The sequence below is a fragment of the Pseudomonas sp. EYE_354 genome, assembly GCF_023148575.1.
GTDB lineage: Bacteria > Pseudomonadota > Gammaproteobacteria > Pseudomonadales > Pseudomonadaceae > Aquipseudomonas.
Genome location: NZ_JAHXNQ010000001.1, coordinates 532028 through 555792, shown reverse-complemented (window position 1 = coordinate 555792; position 23765 = coordinate 532028). Strand labels below are relative to the sequence as shown.

General features: G+C 60.0%; 23 protein-coding genes. 8 read left to right on the top strand and 15 right to left on the bottom strand.

Annotated features, from left to right (window positions below):
• Window positions 1–146 precede the first annotated feature (146 nt).
• Entirely contained in the window at window positions 147–1430 is a 1284-nt protein-coding gene (locus KZX66_RS02630; RefSeq protein ID WP_248075961.1) for an ATP-binding protein, read from the bottom strand.
• Between the two features lie 184 nt (window positions 1431–1614).
• Entirely contained in the window at window positions 1615–1824 is a 210-nt protein-coding gene (locus KZX66_RS02625) for a cold-shock protein (protein WP_248075953.1), read from the bottom strand.
• Between the two features lie 182 nt (window positions 1825–2006).
• Between KZX66_RS02625 and plsB the strand changes: the two genes are divergently transcribed.
• From plsB to KZX66_RS02610, 3 genes are read left to right on the top strand one after another with little or no spacing between them, the layout of a single operon-like run.
• A complete protein-coding gene (plsB, locus tag KZX66_RS02620; RefSeq protein ID WP_248075948.1) occupies window positions 2007–4511 on the top strand; it encodes a glycerol-3-phosphate 1-O-acyltransferase PlsB in 2505 nt (834 codons plus the stop codon).
• A gap of 51 nt (window positions 4512–4562) precedes the next feature.
• Window positions 4563–4964 (top strand): YbaY family lipoprotein, encoded by a 402-nt coding sequence (locus KZX66_RS02615; protein WP_248075938.1) that lies wholly within the window; start codon window positions 4563–4565, stop codon window positions 4962–4964.
• 22 nt (window positions 4965–4986) lie between these two features.
• The gene (locus KZX66_RS02610; RefSeq protein ID WP_248075929.1) at window positions 4987–5676 is read left to right on the top strand and encodes a DUF4197 domain-containing protein; all 690 of its coding nucleotides are present in this window, start codon (window positions 4987–4989) and stop codon (window positions 5674–5676) included.
• A 40-nt stretch (window positions 5677–5716) separates the two neighbouring features.
• On the opposite strand, the gene KZX66_RS02605 is transcribed toward KZX66_RS02610, so the two are convergent.
• The 4 genes from KZX66_RS02605 to KZX66_RS02590 form a co-directional block, all read right to left on the bottom strand.
• Window positions 5717–7075, bottom strand: a complete 1359-nt coding sequence (locus KZX66_RS02605) for a Fic family protein (protein ID WP_248076036.1) — start codon at window positions 7073–7075, stop codon at window positions 5717–5719.
• A gap of 93 nt (window positions 7076–7168) precedes the next feature.
• The gene (locus tag KZX66_RS02600; protein ID WP_248075926.1) at window positions 7169–7762 is read right to left on the bottom strand and encodes a threonine transporter RhtB; all 594 of its coding nucleotides are present in this window, start codon (window positions 7760–7762) and stop codon (window positions 7169–7171) included.
• A 2-nt stretch (window positions 7763–7764) separates the two neighbouring features.
• Entirely contained in the window at window positions 7765–10830 is a 3066-nt protein-coding gene (locus KZX66_RS02595; RefSeq protein WP_248075916.1) for an efflux RND transporter permease subunit, read from the bottom strand.
• 6 nt (window positions 10831–10836) lie between these two features.
• Entirely contained in the window at window positions 10837–11937 is a 1101-nt protein-coding gene (locus KZX66_RS02590; protein ID WP_248075913.1) for an efflux RND transporter periplasmic adaptor subunit, read from the bottom strand.
• Window positions 11938–12030: 93 nt separating this feature from the next.
• On the opposite strand from KZX66_RS02590, the gene KZX66_RS02585 reads away from it, so the two are divergent.
• Window positions 12031–12666: a TetR/AcrR family transcriptional regulator gene (locus tag KZX66_RS02585; RefSeq protein WP_248075910.1), complete on the top strand. Its 636-nt coding sequence runs from the start codon at window positions 12031–12033 to the stop codon at window positions 12664–12666.
• A gap of 3 nt (window positions 12667–12669) precedes the next feature.
• Here KZX66_RS02585 and KZX66_RS02580 read toward each other — a convergent pair whose 3' ends face one another.
• Window positions 12670–13452 (bottom strand): class I SAM-dependent methyltransferase, encoded by a 783-nt coding sequence (locus KZX66_RS02580; RefSeq protein ID WP_248075908.1) that lies wholly within the window; start codon window positions 13450–13452, stop codon window positions 12670–12672.
• A 96-nt stretch (window positions 13453–13548) separates the two neighbouring features.
• Here KZX66_RS02580 and KZX66_RS02575 point away from each other — a divergent pair, with 96 nt between their 5' ends.
• Window positions 13549–14169, top strand: a complete 621-nt coding sequence (locus tag KZX66_RS02575; protein WP_248075905.1) for an energy transducer TonB — start codon at window positions 13549–13551, stop codon at window positions 14167–14169.
• Between the two features lie 3 nt (window positions 14170–14172).
• Here the strand turns inward: KZX66_RS02575 and KZX66_RS02570 are convergent, their stop codons facing one another.
• From KZX66_RS02570 to ppc, 7 genes are all read right to left on the bottom strand, one after another.
• Window positions 14173–14871, bottom strand: coding sequence for an extensin family protein (locus tag KZX66_RS02570; protein ID WP_248075900.1), 699 nt, complete (start codon window positions 14869–14871; stop codon window positions 14173–14175).
• A gap of 3 nt (window positions 14872–14874) precedes the next feature.
• A complete protein-coding gene (locus KZX66_RS02565; RefSeq protein ID WP_248075897.1) occupies window positions 14875–15702 on the bottom strand; it encodes an isocitrate lyase/phosphoenolpyruvate mutase family protein in 828 nt (275 codons plus the stop codon).
• 27 nt (window positions 15703–15729) lie between these two features.
• A complete protein-coding gene (locus tag KZX66_RS02560; RefSeq protein ID WP_248075894.1) occupies window positions 15730–16590 on the bottom strand; it encodes a DUF72 domain-containing protein in 861 nt (286 codons plus the stop codon).
• The gene (locus tag KZX66_RS02555; protein WP_248075892.1) at window positions 16590–16880 is read right to left on the bottom strand and encodes a hypothetical protein; all 291 of its coding nucleotides are present in this window, start codon (window positions 16878–16880) and stop codon (window positions 16590–16592) included. The genes KZX66_RS02560 and KZX66_RS02555 overlap by 1 nt, the downstream gene beginning before the upstream one ends.
• Before the next feature lie 160 nt (window positions 16881–17040).
• Window positions 17041–17727, bottom strand: coding sequence for a tRNA (adenosine(37)-N6)-threonylcarbamoyltransferase complex dimerization subunit type 1 TsaB (gene tsaB / locus KZX66_RS02550; protein WP_248075889.1), 687 nt, complete (start codon window positions 17725–17727; stop codon window positions 17041–17043).
• Between the two features lie 90 nt (window positions 17728–17817).
• Window positions 17818–18465, bottom strand: a complete 648-nt coding sequence (adk, locus tag KZX66_RS02545; RefSeq protein WP_248075869.1) for an adenylate kinase — start codon at window positions 18463–18465, stop codon at window positions 17818–17820.
• A gap of 295 nt (window positions 18466–18760) precedes the next feature.
• Window positions 18761–21388, bottom strand: coding sequence for a phosphoenolpyruvate carboxylase (gene ppc / locus KZX66_RS02540; RefSeq protein WP_248075865.1), 2628 nt, complete (start codon window positions 21386–21388; stop codon window positions 18761–18763).
• Window positions 21389–21571: 183 nt separating this feature from the next.
• Here ppc and KZX66_RS02535 point away from each other — a divergent pair, with 183 nt between their 5' ends.
• The 3 genes from KZX66_RS02535 (at window position 21572) to KZX66_RS02525 (ending at window position 23455) form a co-directional block, all read left to right on the top strand.
• Entirely contained in the window at window positions 21572–21916 is a 345-nt protein-coding gene (locus tag KZX66_RS02535) for a pilin assembly protein (RefSeq protein ID WP_248075862.1), read from the top strand.
• Between the two features lie 271 nt (window positions 21917–22187).
• The gene (locus KZX66_RS02530) at window positions 22188–22613 is read left to right on the top strand and encodes a DUF4398 domain-containing protein (RefSeq protein ID WP_248075859.1); all 426 of its coding nucleotides are present in this window, start codon (window positions 22188–22190) and stop codon (window positions 22611–22613) included.
• A gap of 56 nt (window positions 22614–22669) precedes the next feature.
• On the top strand, window positions 22670–23455 hold the full coding sequence (locus KZX66_RS02525) for an OmpA family protein (RefSeq protein ID WP_248075856.1): 786 nt from the start codon (window positions 22670–22672) through the stop codon (window positions 23453–23455).
• A gap of 49 nt (window positions 23456–23504) precedes the next feature.
• Here the strand turns inward: KZX66_RS02525 and KZX66_RS02520 are convergent, their stop codons facing one another.
• On the bottom strand, window positions 23505–23708 hold the full coding sequence (locus KZX66_RS02520) for a hypothetical protein (protein WP_248075846.1): 204 nt from the start codon (window positions 23706–23708) through the stop codon (window positions 23505–23507).
• Between the last annotated feature and the right edge of the window lie 57 nt (window positions 23709–23765).

Genomic DNA, 23765 nt, shown 5'->3' with positions numbered 1-23765 from the left:
GAGAACGAGGTCGGCAGCCTCGCGTTTGAATTCAGGGGAAAAGGTACGGCGTTGTTTGGTCATCTGACACCTCGTTCTGGCGAGCATTCTCGCCTAGATGGGTGTCCGGTTTCATTAGACCACTACAGGGCGTAATGCGACAGGAATCACTTCAACCACCCTTTTTTCATACAAACATAGCGCCATCGATACAAAAATTCGTCCGTTGGACTCAAGGCGACCAGTAACTGCTGATACGTTTTCTTTATCGCCGCCTCGCTGGGATTATCTTTCTCAATCAATGCCGACGCTCTGCGTATAAGCGCCTCATACTCCGGCGCTCGGCCACTTTCCAAATCAAAGGCATCACTGGTCAACCAACGAGCCGCTTCACCCTGCTTTTCAAATGCGCGAGCCCGTAGTACAACCTTCTTTCTCTCAAAATCGAGGTCGAACCAAGCATCTTTCGCTGAGTCGAAAAGCGGTTCGACAGAGGCCATGATCAAAGGTGAATGTGTCGCCGTAATAATCTGGACGTCCGCTTTACCAATCAATGTTTTAACAACGGCCAACAGCGCTGGGACAATTCTTCTTTGCCATTGTGGGTGCAAGTGGGATTCGACTTCATCGATCAGGAAAACTACTTGCTTTGTCGTTTCTTCTCCAAGCAGTATTGCCGCTTGTTGATGTTCCTCCCAAGTCCAAACCAACAAATAGGCCAACGCCAAAATTCGTCGCATACCTGCGGAAGCATGAAGTACTGCTACGTCTTGACCATAAGGCATTCGAATCGTTGGAATGTCTCGAGCGTCGTCCAGACTCAGCCGCGTGAACCCGCCGGGTTGAAGCCCTTCCTTCGAGGAAGGCGATAAAACTTCAAGTACTGCGCAGAGGCTGTCAAAAGCAGCACCCTTTTCCTTTTGCCAGCCTCCCCAGTCCATGACCAAGCCATTACAGAGTGGCTTACCATCTTTACCGTTGAGCCCGTCCCACACCTCAGAAGAGCCGAATACATAGGCGGGAATACGCTCTTGAACATCCATACCATCTTGAGTACGCCAGTAATTTCGTGCCGGGTCCCATACTGCAAAACTGCCGTCCGCCATTGCATAAAACACCAGCCCTGGATTAGCCGGACGCCCCTGTCTGCCCTTCCATATTTGCTCTTTGCGAAAAAATGTACTGGTGTACGATTCTTCCTTTTTCTTTGCAGTGAAGGAGAAGTCGATACTGGCATCAGATCCCGCAGTGGAAGGAAGTGCCTTTTTACCTGCTGACAATTTAGGGTTTATTTCTGCTGGCCACTTTCGCGTCATCGCCCACCAGGCGATATCAAGAAGGAAGCTCTTACCTAAGCCATTGTCTCCAGTGATCAGATTCAGACGTTCGCCGAACTCCAACTCCATGCTGTCCGCAGGGCCGATGTTTTTCAGTTTCAGATGTTTAAGCATGGTTAAATTCCTTGTGCAGCATGTCAGGAATCCTCTCACGCTTTTGCGTCAAGGAAGAGCCCGGTGCGCTAATAACGCGGGATTATAGGCATAGGCTGCACCATTGACGAACATCCCACGCCTCACGCAACCGTTCTGCGCTAAATCCAGGCTGCGCCAAGTGATGGCGCAGCAAAGGCAGCGTTTACAACGCGACCACATCCTCCGCCTGCAAGCCCTTCTCACCGCTCACCACGGCGTATTCCACCTGCTGGCCCTCGGCCAACGAGCGATGGCCGTCGCCCCGAATGGCGCGGTAGTGCACAAACACATCCTTGCCATCTTCACGCTGAATAAAGCCATAGCCCTTTGCATCGTTGAACCACTTCACATTGCCGGTTTCGCGCGTTGCCATCTGTTCACTCCCACTTCGGTTTTTTATTGTTGAGCCGGTCGCGTTGAACTGCCGAGTATAAGACGCGCTCAAAAACGATCAACTCAAGTTTACATCGCTGCTTTTTTGCCGATTTTCGGCGAATACGGCACACTACCCGCCCGAGCGCCTGCTCGGTTTTTTCCACTTCAAGCAGCTCACCTATGACCCGCTCCCCGTTCCGCCGTCTGGTATTTGGCACCTTGCGCCGACTGTTGTACCTCTGGGTTCGCTCGGAGACGATCAACCAGTCGTCCCTAACCCTGAACCTGGACCGCAGCCGGCCGGTGTTTTACGTCCTGCAATCGCCCTCCCTCAGCGAGTTGGCCGTGGTCGATGCCGAATGCACCAAGGCCGGCCTGCCGCGCCCGGTGTTGTCGGTATCGGTGGGCCCGTTGATGGAGCCGGCGGCGTTCTTCTACCTCACGCCCGATCCGGACTGGCTGGGCCGCCAGGACAAGCGCGGCGCGCCGCCGACCCTGACCCGCCTGGTCAACACCCTGACCGAGCACGCCGAAGAGAATGCACAAATCATTCCGGTCAGCGTGTTCTGGGGACAGACGCCGGCAAGCGAGTCCAGCCCGTGGAAACTGTTATTCGCCGACAGCTGGGCGGTCACCGGCCGTCTGCGCCGCTTGTTGAGCATCCTGATCCTGGGTCGCAAGACCCGTGTGCAATTCTCGGCGCCTATCAACCTGCGTGAATTGATCGAGCACAATAAAGGTCACGAACGCACCGTGCGCATGGCCCAACGCATCCTGCGTGTGCACTTTCGTAACCTGAAGACTGCCGTGATCGGCCCCGACCTGTCCCACCGCCGCAACTTGGTGAAGGGGTTGGTCAACATGCCGCTGGTGCGCCAGGCCATTGCCGAGGAAGCCGAGCGCGAAAAAATCTCCCCGGAAAAAGCCAAGGCCCAGGCCCTGCGCTACGGCAACGAGATCGCCTCGGACTACACCTACACCGCGATCCGCTTCCTGGAGGTGGTGCTGAGTTGGTTCTGGAACAAGATCTACGACGGCATCAAGGTCAATAACATCGAGGGCGTGCAAAAGGTTGCCCAGGGCTACGAGGTCATCTACGTGCCCTGCCACCGCAGCCACATCGACTACCTGTTGCTCTCTTACCTGCTGTTCAAGAATGGCCTGACCCCGCCGCACATCGCTGCCGGTATCAACCTGAACATGCCGGTGATCGGTAGCCTGCTGCGCCGTGGCGGTGCGTTTTTCATGCGCCGCACCTTCAAGGGCAACCCGCTGTACACCTCAGTGTTCAACGAATACCTGCACACCCTGTTCACCAAAGGTTTCCCGGTGGAGTACTTCGTCGAAGGCGGACGCTCACGTACCGGGCGCATGCTGCAACCGAAAACCGGGATGCTGGCGATTACCCTGCGCAGCTTCCTGCGCTCCTCGCGCATGCCGATCGTGTTTGTACCGGTGTATATCGGCTATGAGCGCGTGCTCGAAGGCCGCACCTACCTCGGTGAGTTGCGCGGGGCGAGCAAGAAGAAAGAGTCGATCTTCGATATTTTCAAGGTGGTCGGCGCGCTCAAGCAGCGGTTCGGCCAAGTCGCGGTCAATTTTGGTGAGCCGATCAAGCTGGCGGAGTTCCTTGACGCTGAGCAGCCCGACTGGCGCACCCAGGAGCTGGGACCGAATTACAAGCCGGCCTGGCTCAATGAAACCACCAACCGCCTCGGCGACCAGGTGGCGCGCCACTTGAACGAGGCCGCGGCGGTCAACCCGGTGAACCTCGTGGCCCTGGCACTGCTGTCGACCACACGCCTGGCCTTGGACGAACAGGCCATGGCCCGCCAGTTGGACCTGTACCTGGCGCTGCTGCGTCGCGTGCCGTATTCGCCGCACACCACACTGCCCGAGGGCGACGGCCTGGCGCTGATCAAGCACGTCAAGGACATGGATTTGCTGTCGGAACAGAGCGACGCCCTGGGTAAGATTGTGTACCTGGACGAGCAGAACGCCGTCCTGATGACCTACTACCGCAACAACGTACTGCACATCTTCGCCCTGCCGGCGTTGCTGGCGAGTTTCTTCCAGAGCAGCTCGCGCATGAGCCGCGAACAGATCCTGCGCTACACCCACGCGCTTTACCCGTACCTGCAATCGGAGCTGTTTATCCGCTGGTCGCAGGATGAGTTGGACACGGTGGTCGACCAATGGCTCGAGGCCTTTGTCGAACAAGGCCTGCTGCGCTTCGAGAACGACGTGTACCTGCGCCCGGCGCCGAGTTCGCGGCACTTTGTGCTGCTGACGCTGCTGTCCAAGAGCATCGCCCAGACCCTGCAGCGCTTCTATATGGCGATCTCGCTGCTGCTCAACAGCGGCCAGAACAGCATCAGCGCCGAAGAGCTGGAAGACCTGTGCACGATCATGGCCCAGCGCCTGTCGATCCTGCATGGGCTCAATGCGCCGGAGTTCTTCGATAAGAGCCTTTTCCGACATTTTATTCAGACGTTGCTGGAGCAGGATGTGCTGCGCCGCGACGCAGCCGGCAAGTTGAGCTACCACGATCTGCTCGGCGAACTGGCCGAAGGCGCCGCCAAACGCGTATTGCCGGCAGAGATTCGCCTGTCGATACGCCAAGTGGCCCTGCACCGTGTCGACGGCATAGCCGACGCGCCAGTGGACTCGGAAGAAACCCGCTAGATTTAAACAGGCGCCCGCTGGATGCCGGCGCCGTTGAAAAGGAGCTGCACCATGAAAAAGATCATTCTCCTGGGCCTTACCGCCCTGCTCGGAGCCTGCCAATCCATGCATCACACGCCCCAGGCAAGCCTTGATGGCGAAGTGTTCTACCTGCAACGCATCGCCCTGCCACCGAACGCCACCTTGAGCGTCAGCCTGCAGGACGTATCGCTGATGGACGCGCCGGCCGTGACCCTTGCCGAGCAGAAAGGCCCGGTCAAAGGCCAGGTGCCGCTGCCGTTTCACCTGAGCTACGACCCGGCCCAGATCAAGCCCGGCCATCGTTATTCGGTGAGCGCTCGCATCGAACTGGACGGCAAGCTACTGTTTATCACCACCGAACGGCACGCGGTACAACTCAACGGCCAGGACCCACACCCCCTGCGCTTGCGCGTTGATGCCGTGGCCCACTGAATTCGATCAAAAGGAAGCACCCATGCTCCGTAACTCCCTTCGCTTTACCGCCCTGTGTGCCGGCCTGCTGCTCGGCGCCAACGCCATGGCCCTGGACCTTGGCAGCCTGTCCCAGGGCGATGCCAGCGGCGGCCTCAAGGATGCCCTCACCCAAGGCGCACAGATCGCCGTGAAACAACTGGGCGTACCCGGTGGTTTCAGCAATAACCCCGAAGTGAAAATCGGCCTGCCGGGCAAGCTGGGCAAAGTTGCCGACAAGCTGAAAATGTTCGGCATGGGTGAGCAGGTCACGCAGCTGGAAGACAGCATGAACAAAGCCGCGGAAACCGCCGTGACCCAGGCCCAGCCGATTCTGGTGAACGCCGTGAAAAACATGAGCGTGACCGACGCCAAAGGCATCCTCAGCGGCGGCCAGGACTCCGCCACCCAGTACCTGAACAAAAGCAGCCGCGAACAAATTCGCGCCAAGTTCCTGCCGATCGTCAAGGCCGCTACCGACAAAGTCGGCGTAGCCCAGCAATACAACGCCCTGGCCGGCAAAGCCGCCGCCTTCGGTGCAGTAGATGCCAAAAGCGCCAACGTCGAAAACTACGTGACCGAACAGGCGCTGGACGGCTTGTTCAAGATGATTGCGCAGCAGGAAGAAACCATTCGCAAGAACCCGGCGGCGGCGGCCACCAGTTTGGCGAAGAAGGTGTTTGGCGCGCTGTAATGCCTGAAACGCCCACGGGTCAAGGAAACGTGGGCGTTGATCAGCGTTTTAACCAGTTCTTTTGTATTTCAGCCTGATCCCGCATAGAAAATACCCATTCACGGCCCTGCTTCTCTTTGACGAAGAGATTCAACTCAACAAGGCCATTGAGCACCGCTGACGCCGTATTGTAAGAACAGTCCAGATTCTCCTTCACGTTGACGGCGGTAAACTGCTTGGCGGTACCGCTCTTGGCAACCTGAAATACAGTTTTCTGTTTTTCGCTCAACGCGTTGTAAAGTCCCGAGTCCCAGAGCCAACGATCAAACGCTTCTGCCTCTCGAACACTGCGCTCGTACGACTCTTTAAACCCATCTACCGCACGCTGAACAATCGAACACTGATAGTCGATAAAGTAAGTGAGATCGAGCCCATCCGTCTCGGTATAAAGATAAGACTTCCCGTATTGAACCGCGGCGTTCTTGAGCAGCACACTGATCGATATATACCTGAACGCTGCGTAGTCGCTTTTGAACATGAACCAGTAGAACAGCGCACGCGCCACTCGACCGTTGCCATCCCGAAATGGGTGTTCAAAACCCAGTGCGAAATGCAGAGAGATGCCTTTGATCAGAGGGTGAAGGTAGCGACTGGTCGTAGCGTCGTCATGACAGATGTTGATCCATTCCGACAAGCGGTCCAACCGGGCGACGATCCCTTCAGCGGGTGGCGGCGAATGCACCACATTACCCTCTCCGTCCTGAACGACTACTTGATCGTTGAGACGAAAACTGCCGGGCGAGTACTTATCATCATCGATGCCGCTGAAACCCACTTCGTGCATTTCTGCAATAAGTTCAATGCTGAGCGGCTCGTTCCGTTTATCCCACGCAAAGCGCATCATCCGGTAATTGCCGATAATCATTTTTTCATCGGGTGTTCTCGGTAACCGCTCTCTTTTCAACATGTCTTTTGCAACCAGCGTGGTTGTTGCAGCCCCCTCCAGTTGGCTACTGCTGATGGCTTCATCTTCAATCAGATCGTTCAGCAGGTACTTGATGTGAGCCGCCTTTCCTATCTTGCTACTCATGTATTCAAGTGCGGCAGTTGAGGCGTATCTGTCGACCGTGGAAACCACGCGCTGGGCCGTCGGCGTCAACACAAAGTTGCACCAGACCTGCGGTGTGCCAACAGGCAGTATTTTCTGAGAAACACGGGAGCGCTCGTATTTCACGATTCCCCAGCATATCGCCGGATCCAAATGTGACGGAAAACGGTGGCGTAGCTGATCAAAATGCAAATACCGCCCTTGGCCGTCTGTTGGCTGAGTGAGCTTCATATAGTCAGACAGGTGCTGAAGGTGTGGCGCCTGGCCTATCAGATGGAAAACACCCTCCGGCACCTCGGGTGGCCGCTTGATCATCAAAGTCTCAATTTTCTATTTTTTGAGATTTGAATAAAGCAGAAAAAAACGCTTCTCTCAATAAATACGAAATTTGAGACAGGCCCCCTATCAGCCAATCAATGAGTCCGCCAGCCGCCCCATCATCAGCGTCGCGAAGCAACCGATGGCGATCGACGTCGCGCGGTTGATCTTCAAGGGCGTGAGCCAGCCCTTCTGAATCCCTTCAAAGCGACTTCCCACCAGCACCCAGGCAACCCCGACTGGCACCACCACCAGCGCCAGCGTCCCCATGAACACGAGGTAGCCTTGCAGCGTGGTGAACGCATTGGCCGGTGCGATAAACGAGACGATCAGCACCCCTTTGGGGTTCATGACCGTCATGCAGAAGAAGTAAAAGCCGCTGAAGCGATCCTTGCCCTGGCTGATCTCACTGCTCTTGCGTTGCCACAGCTTGCACGACAGATACAGCAGGTAGGCTGCCGCCGCCAATTGCGTCACCGTCAACGCCCACGGCGAAATCGCTGTCAGATAGCACAACGCCAAACCCCACGCCGACACTTGCAGCACGTAAGCCAGGCATTCTATTGGAACCAGCTTCCACGACGCCCGAAACCCAAACAACACCCCGGCACGAAACAACAGGGTGTTGGTGGGGCCGGGGGCAAGCAGCAGCAACATCAGGGCTGAAACGGTGGCCAACATGGTTACGCGACGTCCTTCCTCACTTTGAACCACGCAGCATACAGTGCCGGCAGAAACAATAGCGTCAAGGCCGTCGCCACAATCAATCCACCCATGATCGCCACCGCCATCGGCCCGAAGAACACGCTGCGTGACAGCGGGATCATCGCCAGTACCGCCGCGAGTGCGGTAAGCACGATCGGGCGGAAGCGTCGGACGGTGGCTTCGATAATGGCTTGCCAAGGCGCCAGGCCGGCTTTGATGTCTTGCTCGATCTGGTCCACCAGGATCACCGAGTTACGCATGATCATGCCCGACAAGGCGATGGTGCCGAGCATCGCCACAAAGCCGAAGGGCTGGCGGAACACCAGCAGGAACAATGTCACACCGATCAAGCCCAGCGGCGCCGTCAGAAACACCATGGCGCTGCGCGAGAAGCTGCGCAGTTGCAGCATCAGCAAGGTCAGCACCACCACGATAAACAGCGGCACACCGGCTTTCACCGAGTTTTGCCCGCGGGCGGAGTCTTCCACGGTGCCGCCGACTTCCAGCAGGTAGCCATCGGGCAACTGGGCACGCACATCCGCGAGCGTCGGCTGGATCTGCTGGACCAGCGTCGCCGGTTGTTCCTTGCCATAGATATCGGCGCGCACGGTCACGGTCGGCAGGCGATTACGGTGCCAGATGATGCCTTCCTCGAAACCGTACTCGAGGGTGGCGATCTGCGACAGGGCGACGCTTTTACCGTTATCGGTCGGCACGGCCAGGCTGGGCAACAGCGACAGTTCGGTGCGCTCATGCACGGTGCCGCGCAAGAGGATCTCGATCAATTCGTTGTCCTCCCGATACTGGCTGACACTGGAGCCGGTCAAGGAGCTTTGGAGGAATTTGGACAGGTTGGCGGTGCTCACGCCCAGCGCTCTGGCGCGGTCCTGGTCAATGTTCAAGTAGACGATCTTGCTCGGTTCTTCCCAGTCCAGGTGCACGTTGGCGACGTGGGTGTTTTCGCGCACCTTGGCTGCCACTTTACGCGCCAGGGCGCGGACTTCTTCGATGTGCTCACCGGTCACGCGAAACTGCACCGGGTAACCCACGGGCGGGCCGTTTTCCAGGCGGGTCACGCGCGAACGCAGGTCAGGAAACTGTTCATTGAGGGTTTCGATCAGCCAGGTGCGCAGGCTTTCGCGCTCCTCGATGGTCTTGGCCAGCACCACAAACTGCGCAAAGCTGGCGGCCGGCAGTTGCTGGTCCAGGGGCAGGTAGAACCGTGGCGAGCCGGTGCCGACATAAGCCACATAGTTGTCGATGCCCGCGTGGCCTTTGAGCAAGCCTTCCAAGCGTTTGACCTGGTCGGCGGTGTTGCTCAGGGACGCGCCTTCGGCCAGCTTCAGGTCGACCATCAACTCCAGGCGGCCGGAGGCCGGGAAGAACTGTTGCGGCACAAAGCGGAACAACGCCACCGAGCCGATAAACAGCAGCAAGGTCAGCACGATCACGGTTTTGCGGCGGCGCACGCACCACTCCACCAAACGTCTGACGCGCTGGTAGAACGGCGTGCCGTAGGGATCGGGGCCATCCGTGCCGTGTTTGGCGGCATGAATCTTCGCAAGATCGGGTAGGAGTTTTTCTCCCAGATACGGCACAAACACCACCGCAGCAACCCATGAAGCGAGCAGCGCGATGGTCACCACCTGGAAGATCGACCGGGTGTATTCGCCGGTGCTCGATTGCGCGGTGGCAATCGGCAGGAAGCCGGCGGCGGTGATCAGCGTACCGGTGAGCATCGGAAAGGCGGTGCTGGTCCAGGCGAAGCTCGCGGCTTTAAGCCGGTCGTAGCCCTGCTCCATTTTGATCGCCATCATTTCCACGGCGATGATTGCATCGTCCACCAGCAAGCCCAGCGCCAATACCAACGCGCCGAGGGAGATCTTGTGCAGGCCGATGCCCAGGTAATACATGGTGGCGAAGGTCATCGCCAATACCAGCGGAATCGCCAGGGCCACGACCATGCCGGTGCGCACACCCAGGGAGAAGAAGCTCACCAGCAACACAATCGCCAGCGCTTCCGCCAGCACTTGCACGAATTCACCGACGCCGGTTTTCACCGCTGCCGGTTGGTCCGACACCTTGCGCAGCTCCATGCCGGCCGGAAGGTTCTTCTGCAAGCGTGCGAATTCGCCTTCAAGCGCCTTGCCGAGCACGAGGATGTCGCCCCCTTCACGCATGGCCACCGCCAGGCCGATAGCGTCAGCGCCCATGTAACGCATGCGCGGTGCCGGTGGGTCGTTGAAGCCACGGTGGATGTCGGCCACATCGCCGATACGGAAGGTGCGGTCGCCGACACGAATCGGGAAGTTACGGATCTCCTCCACCGTCTTGAAATTACCCGACACGCGCAGCTGCACGCGTTCGCTCGGGGTTTCAAAGAAGCCGGCCGTGGACACCGCGTTCTGCTCCTGCAAGGCCTGCTGCACCGCCGCCAACGGCAAGCCGAGGGTGGCGAGCTTGAGGTTGGACAGCTCGATCCAGATCTTCTCGTCCTGCAGGCCCAGCAGCTCGACCTTGCCCACGTCCGGTACACGTTGCAGTTGAATCTGGATGCGGTCGGCGTAGTCCTTGAGCACGGCGTAGTCAAACCCATCACCGGTCAGGGCGTAGATGTTGCCGAAGGTGGTGCCGAATTCATCGTTGAAAAACGGCCCCTGGATATCCGGCGGCAGCGTTTGGCGGATGTCGCTGATTTTCTTGCGCACCTGGTACCACAGCTCGGGAATCTTCGCCGAATGCATGGAGTCGCGGGCCATGAAGGTGACTTGGGACTCACCGGGCCGCGAGAACGAGACAATGCGTTCGTACTCGCCGGTCTCCATGAGTTTCTTCTCAATGCGTTCGGTGACCTGACGCGACACTTCCTCGGCCGTGGCCCCTGGCCAATTGGTCTTGATCACCATGGCCTTGAAGGTGAACGGCGGATCTTCGCTTTGCCCCAGCTTGGTGTAGGACAACGTGCCGACCACTGCCAGCAGGATCATCAGGAACAGTACGATCTGGCGATTACGCAACGCCCATTCGGAAAGATTGAAACCCATCGGGGACTACTCCTTGGCCGCCAGATTCACCACACGGTTGGAGCGATCCACCGGGCGCACTTGCTGGCCCTCGTGGAGCACATGCACGCCCGCCGCGACTACCCAGTCAGTGGGGGTCAGGCCTTCCAGCACCGAGACGGTTTTTTCGCCGAACGCGCCGATACGCACCGGGACGCGCTTGAGGGTGTTGTCCGGCTGCACACGCCAAACGTAGGACGCACCGTTCTCGGCACTCAGGGCCGACAGCGGCACCGACAGCGGAACCACGCCATCGACCTGGATGAAGACGCGAGCGCTTTGGCCCAACTCCGCCGGGACCTTGCCGCCGGTGAAGGCGACACGGGCAGCGAAGGTGCGCGACTTGGGATCGGCCGCCGGTGACAGCTCACGAATGCGCCCGGAGAAACGCTGATCCGGCTGGCTCCACAATTCCACCGCCACCGGCTGGCCGATCTTGAAGCGACCAAAACCTTGTTCGGGCAGGCTGATCAACACTTCACGCTCGCCATCGGTGGCCAGGGTGAACACGGTTTGGCCGGCTGACACCACTTGGCCGACCTCCACCGCGCGCTTGGCGACCACACCATCCTGCGGCGCACGCAACACGGCGTAACCGGCCTGGTTGCTGGCCACGTCGAATTCAGCCTTGATTTGCTTGAGGCGCGCTTCACCGGATCGGTAGAGATTTTCGGAATTGTCGTACTGAGAACGGCTGACCATCTGACGGTCCATCAGGGTCTTGTAGCGATCCCGCTCGGCACGCACCAGGCTCAGGTTGGCCTCGGCGGCGGCCACTTGCGCACGGGTGGCTTCCAGTTGCAGGCGCACGTCCTGAGGATCGAGTTCCGCCAGCGGTTGATTAGCCTTGACCCGCTCGCCCTCTTCCACCAGCCGCTTGCTGACTTTGCCACCGATACGAAAGGCCAGGTCAGGTTCATAGCGAGCGCGCACTTCACCGGGGTAACTGTCCGTGGACTGCGCCGAGGGCTGCGGCTGCACCACCATGGCCGGGCGGACGGTGGTCTGGGCCGCTTCTTCATGGCCACACGCGGCCAACAGAAGGACCAGACCGACAGGCAACGCAAAGGGCAGGAAAGTGCTGCGCATGCTGAAGGACCTTTCGCAAATGGAGCTAGGAATAATTATACTGGCCGGTATGTTATTAATACCAAACTCACCAGTCCAGTATTAAAGGTGAAGATGTCCGACAATCCTGCGAACACCAACAGCCCCGGGCGCCCCAAGGACATGGCAAAACGCCAGGCAATCCTCGAAGCAGCGAAATTTCTGTTTTTGAGCAATGGTTACGCCAACACCAGCATGGATGCCGTGGCCCTTGAGGCCTGCGTATCGAAACTGACCGTCTACAGCCACTTCACCGACAAAGAGACCTTGTTCACCGCTGCCGTAGTGGCCAAGTGCGAAGAACAATTGCCGGTGATGTTCTTCGAGCTGCCCGAAGGTGTGCCCGTGCAAACGGTGTTATTGAACATCGCGCGGGGCTTTCATCGACTGATCAACAGCGAGGAGTCGGTGAACCTGCATCGCCTGATGATGACCACCGGCAATCAGGACGTGAAACTGTCGCAGATCTTCTTCGAAGCCGGGCCCATGCGCATGCTGCAAGGCATGGAGCGCCTGCTGAGTAAGATCGACCAGAGCGGCGCGCTGAGCATCGACAAGCCGTTTACGGCGGCCGAGCACTTCTTTTGCCTGCTCAAGGGCACTGCAAACTTCTGCTTGCTGTATGGCTGCGGCGGGCAACTGAGCGAAGACGCCGCCGAAGCGCATGTACGGGACGTAGTGGGGTTGTTTATGCGGGCCTACAGACCTTGAACCTCAAGGTTTGAGCGCTTTCTTGGGATAGATGTCATAGCGGCTGGATTTACCATCCAGCGCATGGCTGGGCTTGGGCCCTTCGATGCACGGCGCCTTGCGCGGGCGCTTGACCACCACACGGTGGCTGGCCAGTGCCAGGGCCGCGGCCAGCAAAGCCGGTGCGTCCGGGTCATCGCCCACCAGAGGTCGGAACAGGCGCATTTCCTTCTTCACCAGCGCGGTTTTCTCACGGTGAGGAAACATCGGGTCGAGGTAGATCACCTGGGGCGGCTCACCTTCCCAATTGAGCATCACGTCGATGGAATTACCCTTGAGCAGTTTCATGCGCGCGACGATCGGCGCCACTTCAAAATCATCCGCACCACGGGCCAGGCCGTCTTCGAGCAAGGCGCCGATCAGCGGCTGGCGTTCGATCAGGCTCATTTCGCAGCCCAGGCTGGCGAGCACGAACGCGTCCTTGCCCAGGCCTGCCGTGGCGTCCAGCACCCGTGGACGCACACCTTGGGCGATGCCCACGGCCTTGGCGATCATCTGCCCACTGCCGCCACCGTACAGACGGCGATGCGCCGCGCCACCTTCAACGAAGTCCACGCGCACCGGCCCCGGCGCGTCAGGCCCGAGCTGTTGCAGTTGCAGACCGTGCTCACCCACCTGCAGGGAAAACTCCGCCTCCGCACACTGCAACGGTAAACCGAGCAGCTGCGCCCAATGCTCGGCGCGCGCCTTGAAACCTTCGGCCATGGCCTCGACCTGGATGCGGCTGGCCGCTGGATGTTCGCTCATCAATCGCTACGCTCAAAAATATTAAGGATCGGCAAACCACGGCCGATAAAAACAACAGTCAGGTATTTTGCCAGAGCTGAGCGTCGACCGAAAAAAATGTCAGACATTCTCCCCCTAACCATCGGTGTACTGCCGACCCACAACCACTACGGCCTGCGCAATACCCAAGCGCTGGCCGGGGTTAGCCATGTGTGGCAGGACTTCTTCGCACGGGCTCTGGCCGAGCAGCTCGGCGATGCGCCGCACGCGCTGGCCACCCAGGCGTCGGCACCGATGGACCCGGCGGTAGAACCAGGCGCTGGTGCCGACCTGCTGTCGCAGATCCTCACCCAGCGTGAGTGCGACGTGAAAGATACAGAAATCGCCCCACCCGAGCCGCTGTTCCTGCCCATCGCCGAATTCGAAACCGAGTTGCTGCCACCGGCCGCCACGCCGTTCCCGGACGAAGAGATCGTCGCCCAGCAACGCCAGCAAAACTTCGAAAGCGGTTGGGTACGTCCTATCGTGCTGACCGCCGGCCAGCCGCTGCCAGAGCCGGGCCCGGCACCGCAACCGCGTGCGCTGCACCTGCCGATTGCCGAGTTCGAACTGGACCTGCTGCCACCGCCTGCCACGCCTTACCCGACTGAAGAGCTGCTGGCCCAACAAAAGGCCCTGGACTTCGACTATCACTGGGCACGCCCACTGATCACGCAAAACCTGCGCCTGGCCGCCTGACCCTCAGCGACACACCCACCATCGGCCCATGTCCAAATGGAAGTGGTTGCGGTGCGCGGCGTTGTAGTCCGGGCTCAACACCACGTTGAAATCATCGCAGGCGCTGTCACGCACCTGCCGCAGGAACCGCGCGCTGTCGCCCTGCCCCGGCCAATCCTTGAGCACGCTGATGGTGCGCCCGTCCGCCAGACGAAAGCCGGCGATATCCAGGGCATTGGCCGAGGCATGCTGGCTCAGTCGCCCTTCAGCACGGTTATACATATTTCGGCAGGCAAAGCTGCCCAAGTGATCGACCCGTGTCACCGCTTGGCCAAACACCGCCTGGGCGGCCGGCTGCAGGCTGTGACGCTCGAACAGGGCGAACGCCACGGCCAGCGGGCAAGTGGCGAGAAAGCTGCTGCTTAACCCCACCTGTGCCCCTTGCACCCGCAAGGTGTTGCGCAGCGGGCACGCCGCGTCGACGGCTGTATCCGCCTGATGGCTCACGCGCAGCCCTGAGGTTTGCAGCACCCGATCACACAACGCAGGGTCATCCTGCAGGCGCCCCAGCTTGTAGCGGGTCAGCAGGTTGGGGCTGGCGCGCACGTCCAGCGGTGCCCAGGGGTTCCACGCATCCGCCAGCGGCAACCAGCCCCGCCATACGCCCACGGCACACGCGCCCCCCAGCAACAACAACACACCCAGCACTTTGAAAAACCGCACGGTTCAGACCTTGAAGAACTGGTTGGCCTGACTGAACGGCATTTTGCGCTCAGTAAAGGTGAACGTGCCGAGCTCATACACCTCCTGGGCCGCACGATAAAACTCACCGTAAGCGGCCAAGGCCAGAGCCGAGCCGAGGCTGATGCGCCGCACGCCCATCTCGCTGAGCTGCGCGACCGTCAAATTCAAACCGCCGGACATCAGTACATTCACTGGTTTGGGCGCCACCGCCCTGACCACCGCCAACACCTCCTCGGCACTGCGCAAGCCTGGCGCATACAGCACGTCGGCACCGGCTTCGGCGTACGCCTGCAGACGGCGGATGGTGTCGGGCAGATCCAGGCGACCGTGCAGGAGGTTTTCCGCTCGGGCGGTCAAGGTAAAGGCAAATGGCAGGCTGCGGGCCGCAGCCACGGCGGCTTCGACACGCTGAACGGAGAGATCGAAGGGGTAGATCGGGTCAACGGCGATCCCCGTGGCATCTTCGATGGAGCCGCCGACAATACCGCTCGCTGCCGCGCCCAGGATGGTTTGGGCGCAGCCTTCTGGGGTGTCGCTGAAGCCGTTTTCCAGGTCGGCTGCCACCGGCAACGGGGTGGCTTGGGCGATCATGGCGGCATTGAGTAACGTGTCTTGCAGGGACAACGCCCCTTCCGCGTCCGGGCGCCCCATGCTGAACGCATAGCCCGCGCTGGTGGTGGCCAACGCTTCAAAACCCAGGCTGGCAAGCATCACGGCAGACCCTGCGTCCCACGGGTTAGGCATCACAAACGCGCGGTCGCGCTCGTGCAAGGCCTTGAAGGTTTCGGCGCGAAGGGCTTGGGCATCCATGACTGACTCCTGGCGAGAAAAGGAGCCCTAGAGTAACCCCAGTTGCTGCACTTCGGGTTCTCGGTGCAAGGTCGGCAGTGCCGGCAGGCCAGGCAGGCGGTTCATCAGCTGCGCATGAAAACGCAGGGCCAGTTGGGCGGCCAGGCGGTTATCCGAGGTGTGCAGGAACACGTAGGGCGTGCGGCCCTCTTCGATCCAGCCGGCAATTTTTTCCACCCATGGGATCAGGAACGGATCGTTAGCCTCCAACTCCGGATGGCCGATAAAACGCACTTGTGGGAACAGGGTCAGCGCGGCCGGGCGTGGCGGCACCTTGGGCTTTTTGGATTGAGCATGCAGTACCGCTGCCGAGGTGGATGTGCAACTGAACAGCGCCCGCGGGTCTAGGCAGACCCGCTCAACGCCGCGATCGCGCAGCAAGCGATTGAGCCTGCGCTCGGCGTCGCCCCTGGCGAAGAATTCCGGGTGGCGCACCTCCACGGCCATCGGACGCTCCAGGCCATCGATAAACCCGGCCAGTTCGGCCAGGCGTTGCGGTGAAAAACCCGCCGACAGTTGCAGCCAAAACGGCGAAACACGTTCGCCGAGCGGGCTCATCAACCCGACAAAGCTTTCTGCCGCCGGCAACTGTTCGCGCAAGTCGCCACCATGGCTGATATCACCGGGGAATTTGGCGGTGAAGCGAAAGTCAGCGGGCATGATCTCGGCCCAGCGCTGCACCGTGGCGGCCGAGGGGCGGGCATAAAACGTGGTGTTGCCTTCAACGGCGTTGAAAACCTGGGAATACAGTGCGAGGTAATCGCTGGAACGGGCGTCGGCGGGGTACAGGTACTCGCGCCAGGCGTTTTCACTCCAGGACGGGCAACCGATGAAATAAGGCAGACGCATCAGATGTGGATGTCGAGGCCCAGCACTTCCATATCCCATTCGACAAAGCCGGCGGTGGTCAGGTAGCTGGCCAGGGCGGTGGCAACGCTTTTGCTCATGGAGCGCGGGAAGACCATGTCTTGCTGACGGGCAGGAACACCGCTGATACGTGCTTGGGCGTTGGGCTGCGCATCGGCCTGGACTTCGATGAAGTCCGGCGAATCCTCGACGGAGTCGTCCACCGTGGCGTTCGCCTTGCGTGGCTTACGCTTGATTGGGTACGACTGTGAGGAAAATCCATCAATACGCATAGGCGCGAACTCGCTATCAGTAATGGCATTTTAGTGGCGCTATCCGTAACGCGCAAATGCTCTGGTGATAACTAGAACACATAATTTGAAAAAGGTTTGAAACCGGGGGCAAATTCTGACGATTGGCGACTTTTGCTTCAAATTGCCATCATTTTTGACGTCAAATAATCCCGCGCTCTGCTTTGGTCTGCGCGACTTTATCGCGCAAATAAACCGGCGCTGCCTGGTCAGCAGGAATCGCTTCGCCGCGCTCGAATGCGAAACGCGCCAAGGTCAGCAAGTCTTCGGCGTGAGGCAACAGCGTGGCGTCCTGGCCGACCAGTTGCACGCCGATGCGCTCACCATAGCCCCAGCCGGTGCCGGCACCGAACCACTCACCGCTGGCATCGTCAGGCAGTACCGACGCCTGCGGCGGCTGCACCGCTTCAACTCCCACCAGGCGCATTTCGCCAGCGGTTTCGCGGTAGCAGCCCCAATAGACCTCATCCATCCGCGCGTCGATCGCCGCGGCGACTTGCGAGGCACCGTGTTCACGTAATGCACGCTGGGCCAGCACGGCAAGGTTGGACACCGGTAACACCGGACGCTCAAGGGCAAATGCCAGGCCTTGCACCACGCCAATGGCGATACGCACACCGGTAAACGCACCGGGGCCACGCCCGAAGGCGATGGCATCGACGGCCGCCAGCGTGGTGCCGGCGTCTTCCAGCAGTTGCTTGATCATCGGCAACAGCTTCTGTGCGTGCAGCCGCGGGATCACCTCGTAGTGGCTGGTTACTTTGCCATCGTGCAGCAAGGCAACGGAGCAAGCTTCGGTCGCGGTGTCCAGGGCCAGCAGGGTGCTCATCGGTGTAGGTGTCCAAGTCGAAAAAAAGTGCGCCAGTATAAACAACAACGGCCCGCAAGCGGGCCGTTGTCAGTGAAGCTGATCGCCGAATTACTTGAGTGCTTCAAGCACCTTGGCAGTAATCGCTTCGACCGAGCCAACGCCAGGGATATGGCTGTACTTCGGCTTGCCCTGGGCAGCGGACAGCTTCTGGTAGAAGTCCACCAGCGGCTTGGTCTGCGAGTGGTAGACCGACAGGCGATGACGCACGGTTTCTTCGGTGTCGTCTTTGCGCTGCACCAGGTCTTCACCGGTGACATCGTCCTTGCCTTCAACCTTCGGCGGGTTGTAGACCACGTGATACACACGGCCCGAACCTTCGTGAACGCGACGGCCGGCGATACGCTGAACGATCTCTTCGTCTTCAACGGCGATTTCGACCACCGCGTCCAACTCGACACCCGCCTTCACCAGGGCTTCGGCCTGGGGAATGGTGCGTGGGAAACCGTCGAACAGGAAACCGTTCTTGCAGTCTTCCTGGCTGATGCGTTCCTTGACCAGGTTGATGATCAGGTCATCGGAGACCAGGCCACCGCTGTCCATCACGCTCTTGGCGATCAGGCCCAGCTCGGTACCGGCCTTGACGGCCGCACGCAGCATGTCGCCGGTGGAGATTTGTGGAATGCCGAATTTTTCAGTGATGAACTTTGCCTGAGTACCTTTACCGGCCCCGGGAGCTCCCAGCAGAATGACGCGCATCGATGTGCTCCTCAATTTTTTATAGAGATGACGCTCGGATTCGCCACGTGGGGGCAAATCCCGTAGAAATATGGCTCGCAAAAATAGGATTCGGGCCGCACAAACGGCCAAAGGCTGATCAAGATACACAGCAGGCCCTAACCACACAAGCCGCCAAAAGTCGCAGGAACCGCGCCCGGCATACGTCATAGGTAGGGGTGTGCCTGAGTGCAACCCGATGCCATAAACGCCGACCGCCCTGTTAAGGGCGGCCAGCGTGGTTTATCTGCAAGCCTTTGAGAACACGCAAAAAACCTTAGCCGGTGTTGCGCAAACCGGCAGCAATACCGGCCACGGACACCAGCAGCGCCTGTTCCAGAGGGCTGTCCTGCGTCGCTTCCTGGCGACGGGAGCGGGCCAGCAACTCGGCCTGCAACAGGTGCAACGGGTCCAGGTAGGTGTTGCGCAGTCGAATGAACTCCAGGGTGTCAGGGCTATGGGCCAGCAGTTGCGACTGGCCAGTCAGGCCAAGCACCACAGCACAGGCCTGCGACAATAGGTCGCGCAGGTGCGCACCCAATGGAAGCAGGTCCGGCTGCACCAGGCGCTCGTCGTATAAACGCGCGATATCGGCGTCGGCCTTGGCCAACACCATTTCCAGCATATCGATGCGGGTACGGAAGAACGGCCACTGTTCGCGCATCTGCCCCAGCAACTGGCCTTCGCCACGCTCCAGGGCCTTGCTCAATGCCGCTTCCCAACCCAGCCAGGCTGGCAGCATCAAGCGGGTCTGGGTCCAGCCGAAGATCCACGGAATCGCCCTCAGGCTCTCTATCCCCCCAGCCCGGCGCTTGGCCGGGCGACTGCCTAACGGCAAACGCCCCAACTCCTGCTCCGGCGTCGATTGGCGGAAGTACTCGACGAACTGCGGATTTTCCCGCACCACCGCGCGGTAAGCACTGACACCATCGGCGGCCAATTCGTCCATCAAGTGGCGCCAGGCCGGTTGCGGTGGCGGCGGAGGCAACAACGTCGCTTCCAGCACCGCCGCCAGGTAGAGGTTGAGGTTCTGTTCGGCAATATCCGGCAGGCCGAACTTGAAGCGGATCATCTCGCCTTGCTCGGTGGTGCGGAACCGTCCGGCCACCGAACCTGGCGGCTGCGACAAAATCGCCGCGTGGGCCGGGCCACCGCCTCGCCCGACGGTGCCGCCGCGACCATGGAACAGCAGCAGTTCGACCTGTTGCTCACGGCAGATATCCACCAAGCGCTCCTGGGCACGGTATTGCGCCCAGGCAGCCGCCGTGGTGCCGGCGTCCTTGGCCGAGTCGGAGTAGCCGATCATCACTTCCTGCGGGCCCTGCAACCGCGCGCGGTAGCCCGGCAGCAGCAACAGTTGCTCGATTACAGGACCGGCGTTATCCAAGTCGGCGAGAGTTTCGAACAGCGGGACCACCCGCATCGGGCGCTGTACGCCCGACTCTTTAAGCAACAGTTGCACCGCGAGCACGTCCGACGCAGCCCCCGCCATGGAGATGACGTAAGACCCCAACGAAGCGGCCGGTGCGGCGGCGACTTCCTTACAGGTGTTGAGCACCTCGGCGGTGTCTGCCGACGGCTTGAAGTACCCCGGCAGCAACGGTCGACGGTTGGCCAGTTCCTTGATCAGGAAGCTGATGCGCGTCTCTTCGCTCCAGTCCTCGTAACGGCCCAGGCCCAGGTAATCGGTGATTTCGGTCATGGCCGCCGAATGACGACTGGAATCCTGGCGCACATCCAGGCGCACCAGAAACAAACCAAAGGTCACGGCCCGGCGCAGGCAATCGAGCAACGGGCCGTCGGCGATCACGCCCATGCCGCACTCATGCAGCGACTGGTAACACAGCTCCAGCGGCTCCAGCAGGTCGCGGTTGTTCTGCAGCACCTCGGCCGGCGCGGGCGTGCTGCTGCTCAACGCGCTATGGGCCCACTGGCGCGTGGCGCGCAGGCGTTCGCGCAGTTGCTTGAGCAAGGCGCGGTAGGGTTCGACACTGTCACCGACCTTGGCCTGCAACGCCGGGCTGGCCTTTTGCATCGACAGCTCGGAGGCCAAATGGTCGATGTCACGCAGGTACAAGTCAGCCGCCATCCAGCGCGCCAGCAGCAGCACTTCACGGGTGACCGGCGCGGTGACATTCGGGTTGCCGTCGCGGTCGCCGCCCATCCAGGACGCAAACCGAATTGGCGCCGCCTCAAGCGGCAGCCGCAGGCCGGTGGCGGCGTGCAAGGCCTGGTCGGCCTTGCGCAGATAATTGGGAATGGCGTGCCACAGCGAATGCTCGATGACCGCAAAGCCCCACTTGGCCTCGTCCATCGGGGTCGGCCGGGTGCGACGGATTTCTTCGGTGTGCCAGGCTTCAGCGATCAAGCGTTGCAGGCGTTGGCGGATCTGCTCGCGCTCAGCGGTGGTGAGGTCGCGGTGATCCTGCAGCGCCAGTTGCGCGGCGATGGCGTCGTACTTCTGGATCAGCGTGCGGCGCGCCACTTCGGTGGGGTGAGCGGTGAGGACCAGCTCAATCTCCAGGCGCCCCAATTGACGGGCCAGGGACTCGTTGCTGTGACCTTCGCTTTGCAGGCGGGCAAGCAGCTCGGGCAACACGCGCGACTCGAAAGGCGCCGGTTGCGACTCATCGCGACGGTGAATCAACTGGTACTGTTCGGCGATATTGGCCAGGTTGAGGAACTGGTTGAATGCACGGGCCACGGGCAGCAGTTCGTCTTCCTGCAACTGGTTGAGGCTGGCGCTCAGTTCATCGCCGGCGCCGCGGCGGTCGGCCTTGGCGCCTTTGCGGATCTGCTCGATCTTGTCGAGAAAATCATCGCCGTACTGCTCTCGAATCGTATTACCCAGCAGTTCACCCAGCAGGTGAACATCCTCACGCAAGCGTGCATCGATATCACTCATCAGCCAATCTCCAGCCAGAAATCCGGGACGCGCAGGCCTGCCAGAGTGCCGCTGACAGCGTTTTATGACAAGACTTTAAACCTTGTGACTTGCAGCTAGTCTCATGGTTAGTCGTCGCGTTTATCCACGCAGGCGACGGCTCACTCATCACCGCCCACTACCGTGGGTTCTATTGAGGTTGCCATGAAAATTCGAGAACTGGCCCAGCACTGGGAAGAGAACGCCACAGGGCGTCTGACAAAGACCGAATACGCCATCCACCTGGATGTCGAAGCGGCCGCACGGCTGGCGGCCATCGCCGAAATGTACCCCAAGCGCCACCCCGAGGAACTGCTCGGCGAGCTGATCGGGGCTGCCCTTGAAGAGCTGGAAGCCAGTTTTCCGTATATCAAGGGCCAGCAGGTGATCGCCACCGATGAAGAGGGCGACCCGCTGTACGAAGACGTCGGCCCTACCCCGCGCTTTCTCACGTTGTCCCGCCGCTACCTGCACGATTTATCGACCGGCGTCGACAAACCCAAGCACTGATACCCCCATAAATCCCCCTGTACGCTGGGCCTCCCAAAGGTCCGGCGTACCGTTGCGCGCAGCAAAAGTTCCAAATTTTCAGGCTGACCATTCAGTCAGTTATTTTTTTAGGCAAATAGCCATCTTCGCTGAACTATTCAAAAAAGCCGCCGGTCACACCAAGTAAGCCATCACTTGGAACAGCCGTTTGAATCGGTGCCATGCGCTAACCGCCAGGCCCGCCACCGCTGACCACCTACGATGGATGTTGAAGTTTTTCAGGAGTTATCCAATGGAGTTGAAGACGATGAAGACCAGCACTGCCAAATCCACGTTTAACCACTTGCGCGGGCTTAAATTGGCCGCGCTGGCAATCGGCACCAGCTTCGTTCTGGCTGGCTGCGCCGGCAATCCTCCGACCGAGCAATACGCGGTCACGCAGTCTGCGGTGAACAGCGCTGTGAGCGCCGGCGGCACCGAGTATGCGGCTGTGGAAATGAAGTCGGCGCAGGACAAGCTCAAGCAAGCTGAAATCGCCATGCACGACAAGAACTACGAAGAGGCCCGTCGCCTGGCCGAACAAGCCGAGTGGGACGCCCGCGTTGCAGAGCGCAAGGCCCAGGCCGCCAAGGCTGAGCAGGCGGTGAAGGATTCTCAGAAGGCCGTTGATGAGTTGCGCAAGGAAGGCATGCGCCCGGCTGCTATCCAGCAGAAATAAGCCGCCGCCCCTTGACTGCATCGCACCTGATATCGAATTGAAAGGACGACACGACTATGCGTAAACAATTGATGATCCCTGCCCTGCTGGCGATGAGCGTTGCCCTGGCGGCCTGCTCCACGCCACCCAACGCGAACCTGGAAAATGCACGGACCAACTTCTCGGCCCTGCAATCGAACCCTAACGCCACGAAAGTAGCGGCCCTGGAAACCAAGGACGCGCAAGACTGGCTGGACAAGGCTGACAAAGCCTACCGCGACAAGGAAGACCAGAAGAAGGTCGACCAACTGGCCTACCTGACCAACCAGCGCGTTGAAGTGGCCAAAGACACCATCGCGCTGCGCGAATCCGAAGCCAAGCTGAAAAATGCCGGCGACGAACGTGCCCGTGCCTTGCTGGACGCCCGTGACGCGCAGATCAAGCAACTGCAAGACAGCCTGAACGCCAAGCAAACCGATCGCGGTACGCTGGTGACCTTTGGTGATGTGCTGTTTGCCACCAACAAGGCCGACCTGAAATCCAGCGGTCTGGTGAACATCAACAAACTGGCGCAGTTCCTCCAGGAAAACCCGGATCGCCAGGTGATCGTTGAAGGCTACACCGACAGCACCGGCAGCGATGCCTACAACCAGAGCCTGTCCGAGCGCCGTGCCGCTTCGGTACAAGTGGCGCTGATCAAGATGGGCGTCGATCCACGCCGCATCGTGACCACCGGCTACGGCAAGGAATACCCGGTTGCCGACAACGGCAGCGTGTCGGGCCGTGCGATGAACCGCCGCGTTGAAGTGACCATCTCCAACGACAACCAGCCGGTCAAACCACGTTCGTCCATGACGAACTGATTGATCGAAGCTGAAAAAAACCCACCTCACGGTGGGTTTTTTTTGCCTGTCAGGCGTCGACCTTACGACCGTTGTCACTGTCCGGCAGCATCGCCTCAAGACCTTTGCGTCCCGCGAACATCTGCTTGATCTGATCCTCATCAAGCTGACTGCCGCAACCCCCTGAACGCTCGCGACACTGAGCGGTTTCCCGCTCCAGACGCTCGTGGCCCCGGGCCATGCCAAGCATTTTGCCTATAGCACTAATATCCATCTTCTCTCTCCAGCGTTCCGTATTCGTAAGGTGTGCGTGAGTCACACCGACAAGTCA

Coding starts and splice junctions, on each gene's coding strand:
- KZX66_RS02525 (WP_248075856.1), top strand. CDS start 22,670: ATGCGTAAACAATTGATGATCCCTGCCCTGCTGGCGATGAGCGTTGCC.
- tsaB (WP_248075889.1), bottom strand. CDS start 17,727: ATGAGCACCCTGCTGGCCCTGGACACCGCGACCGAAGCTTGCTCCGTT.
- KZX66_RS02630 (WP_248075961.1), bottom strand. CDS start 1,430: ATGCTTAAACATCTGAAACTGAAAAACATCGGCCCTGCGGACAGCATG.
- KZX66_RS02590 (WP_248075913.1), bottom strand. CDS start 11,937: ATGCGCAGCACTTTCCTGCCCTTTGCGTTGCCTGTCGGTCTGGTCCTT.
- KZX66_RS02600 (WP_248075926.1), bottom strand. CDS start 7,762: ATGTTGGCCACCGTTTCAGCCCTGATGTTGCTGCTGCTTGCCCCCGGC.
- KZX66_RS02535 (WP_248075862.1), top strand. CDS start 21,572: ATGAAAATTCGAGAACTGGCCCAGCACTGGGAAGAGAACGCCACAGGG.
- KZX66_RS02565 (WP_248075897.1), bottom strand. CDS start 15,702: ATGGATGCCCAAGCCCTTCGCGCCGAAACCTTCAAGGCCTTGCACGAG.
- KZX66_RS02555 (WP_248075892.1), bottom strand. CDS start 16,880: ATGCGTATTGATGGATTTTCCTCACAGTCGTACCCAATCAAGCGTAAG.
- KZX66_RS02575 (WP_248075905.1), top strand. CDS start 13,549: ATGTCAGACATTCTCCCCCTAACCATCGGTGTACTGCCGACCCACAAC.
- KZX66_RS02610 (WP_248075929.1), top strand. CDS start 4,987: ATGCTCCGTAACTCCCTTCGCTTTACCGCCCTGTGTGCCGGCCTGCTG.
- KZX66_RS02560 (WP_248075894.1), bottom strand. CDS start 16,590: ATGCGTCTGCCTTATTTCATCGGTTGCCCGTCCTGGAGTGAAAACGCC.
- KZX66_RS02585 (WP_248075910.1), top strand. CDS start 12,031: ATGTCCGACAATCCTGCGAACACCAACAGCCCCGGGCGCCCCAAGGAC.
- KZX66_RS02595 (WP_248075916.1), bottom strand. CDS start 10,830: ATGGGTTTCAATCTTTCCGAATGGGCGTTGCGTAATCGCCAGATCGTA.
- KZX66_RS02615 (WP_248075938.1), top strand. CDS start 4,563: ATGAAAAAGATCATTCTCCTGGGCCTTACCGCCCTGCTCGGAGCCTGC.
- KZX66_RS02625 (WP_248075953.1), bottom strand. CDS start 1,824: ATGGCAACGCGCGAAACCGGCAATGTGAAGTGGTTCAACGATGCAAAG.
- adk (WP_248075869.1), bottom strand. CDS start 18,465: ATGCGCGTCATTCTGCTGGGAGCTCCCGGGGCCGGTAAAGGTACTCAG.
- plsB (WP_248075948.1), top strand. CDS start 2,007: ATGACCCGCTCCCCGTTCCGCCGTCTGGTATTTGGCACCTTGCGCCGA.
- KZX66_RS02530 (WP_248075859.1), top strand. CDS start 22,188: ATGGAGTTGAAGACGATGAAGACCAGCACTGCCAAATCCACGTTTAAC.
- ppc (WP_248075865.1), bottom strand. CDS start 21,388: ATGAGTGATATCGATGCACGCTTGCGTGAGGATGTTCACCTGCTGGGT.
- KZX66_RS02520 (WP_248075846.1), bottom strand. CDS start 23,708: ATGGATATTAGTGCTATAGGCAAAATGCTTGGCATGGCCCGGGGCCAC.
- KZX66_RS02580 (WP_248075908.1), bottom strand. CDS start 13,452: ATGAGCGAACATCCAGCGGCCAGCCGCATCCAGGTCGAGGCCATGGCC.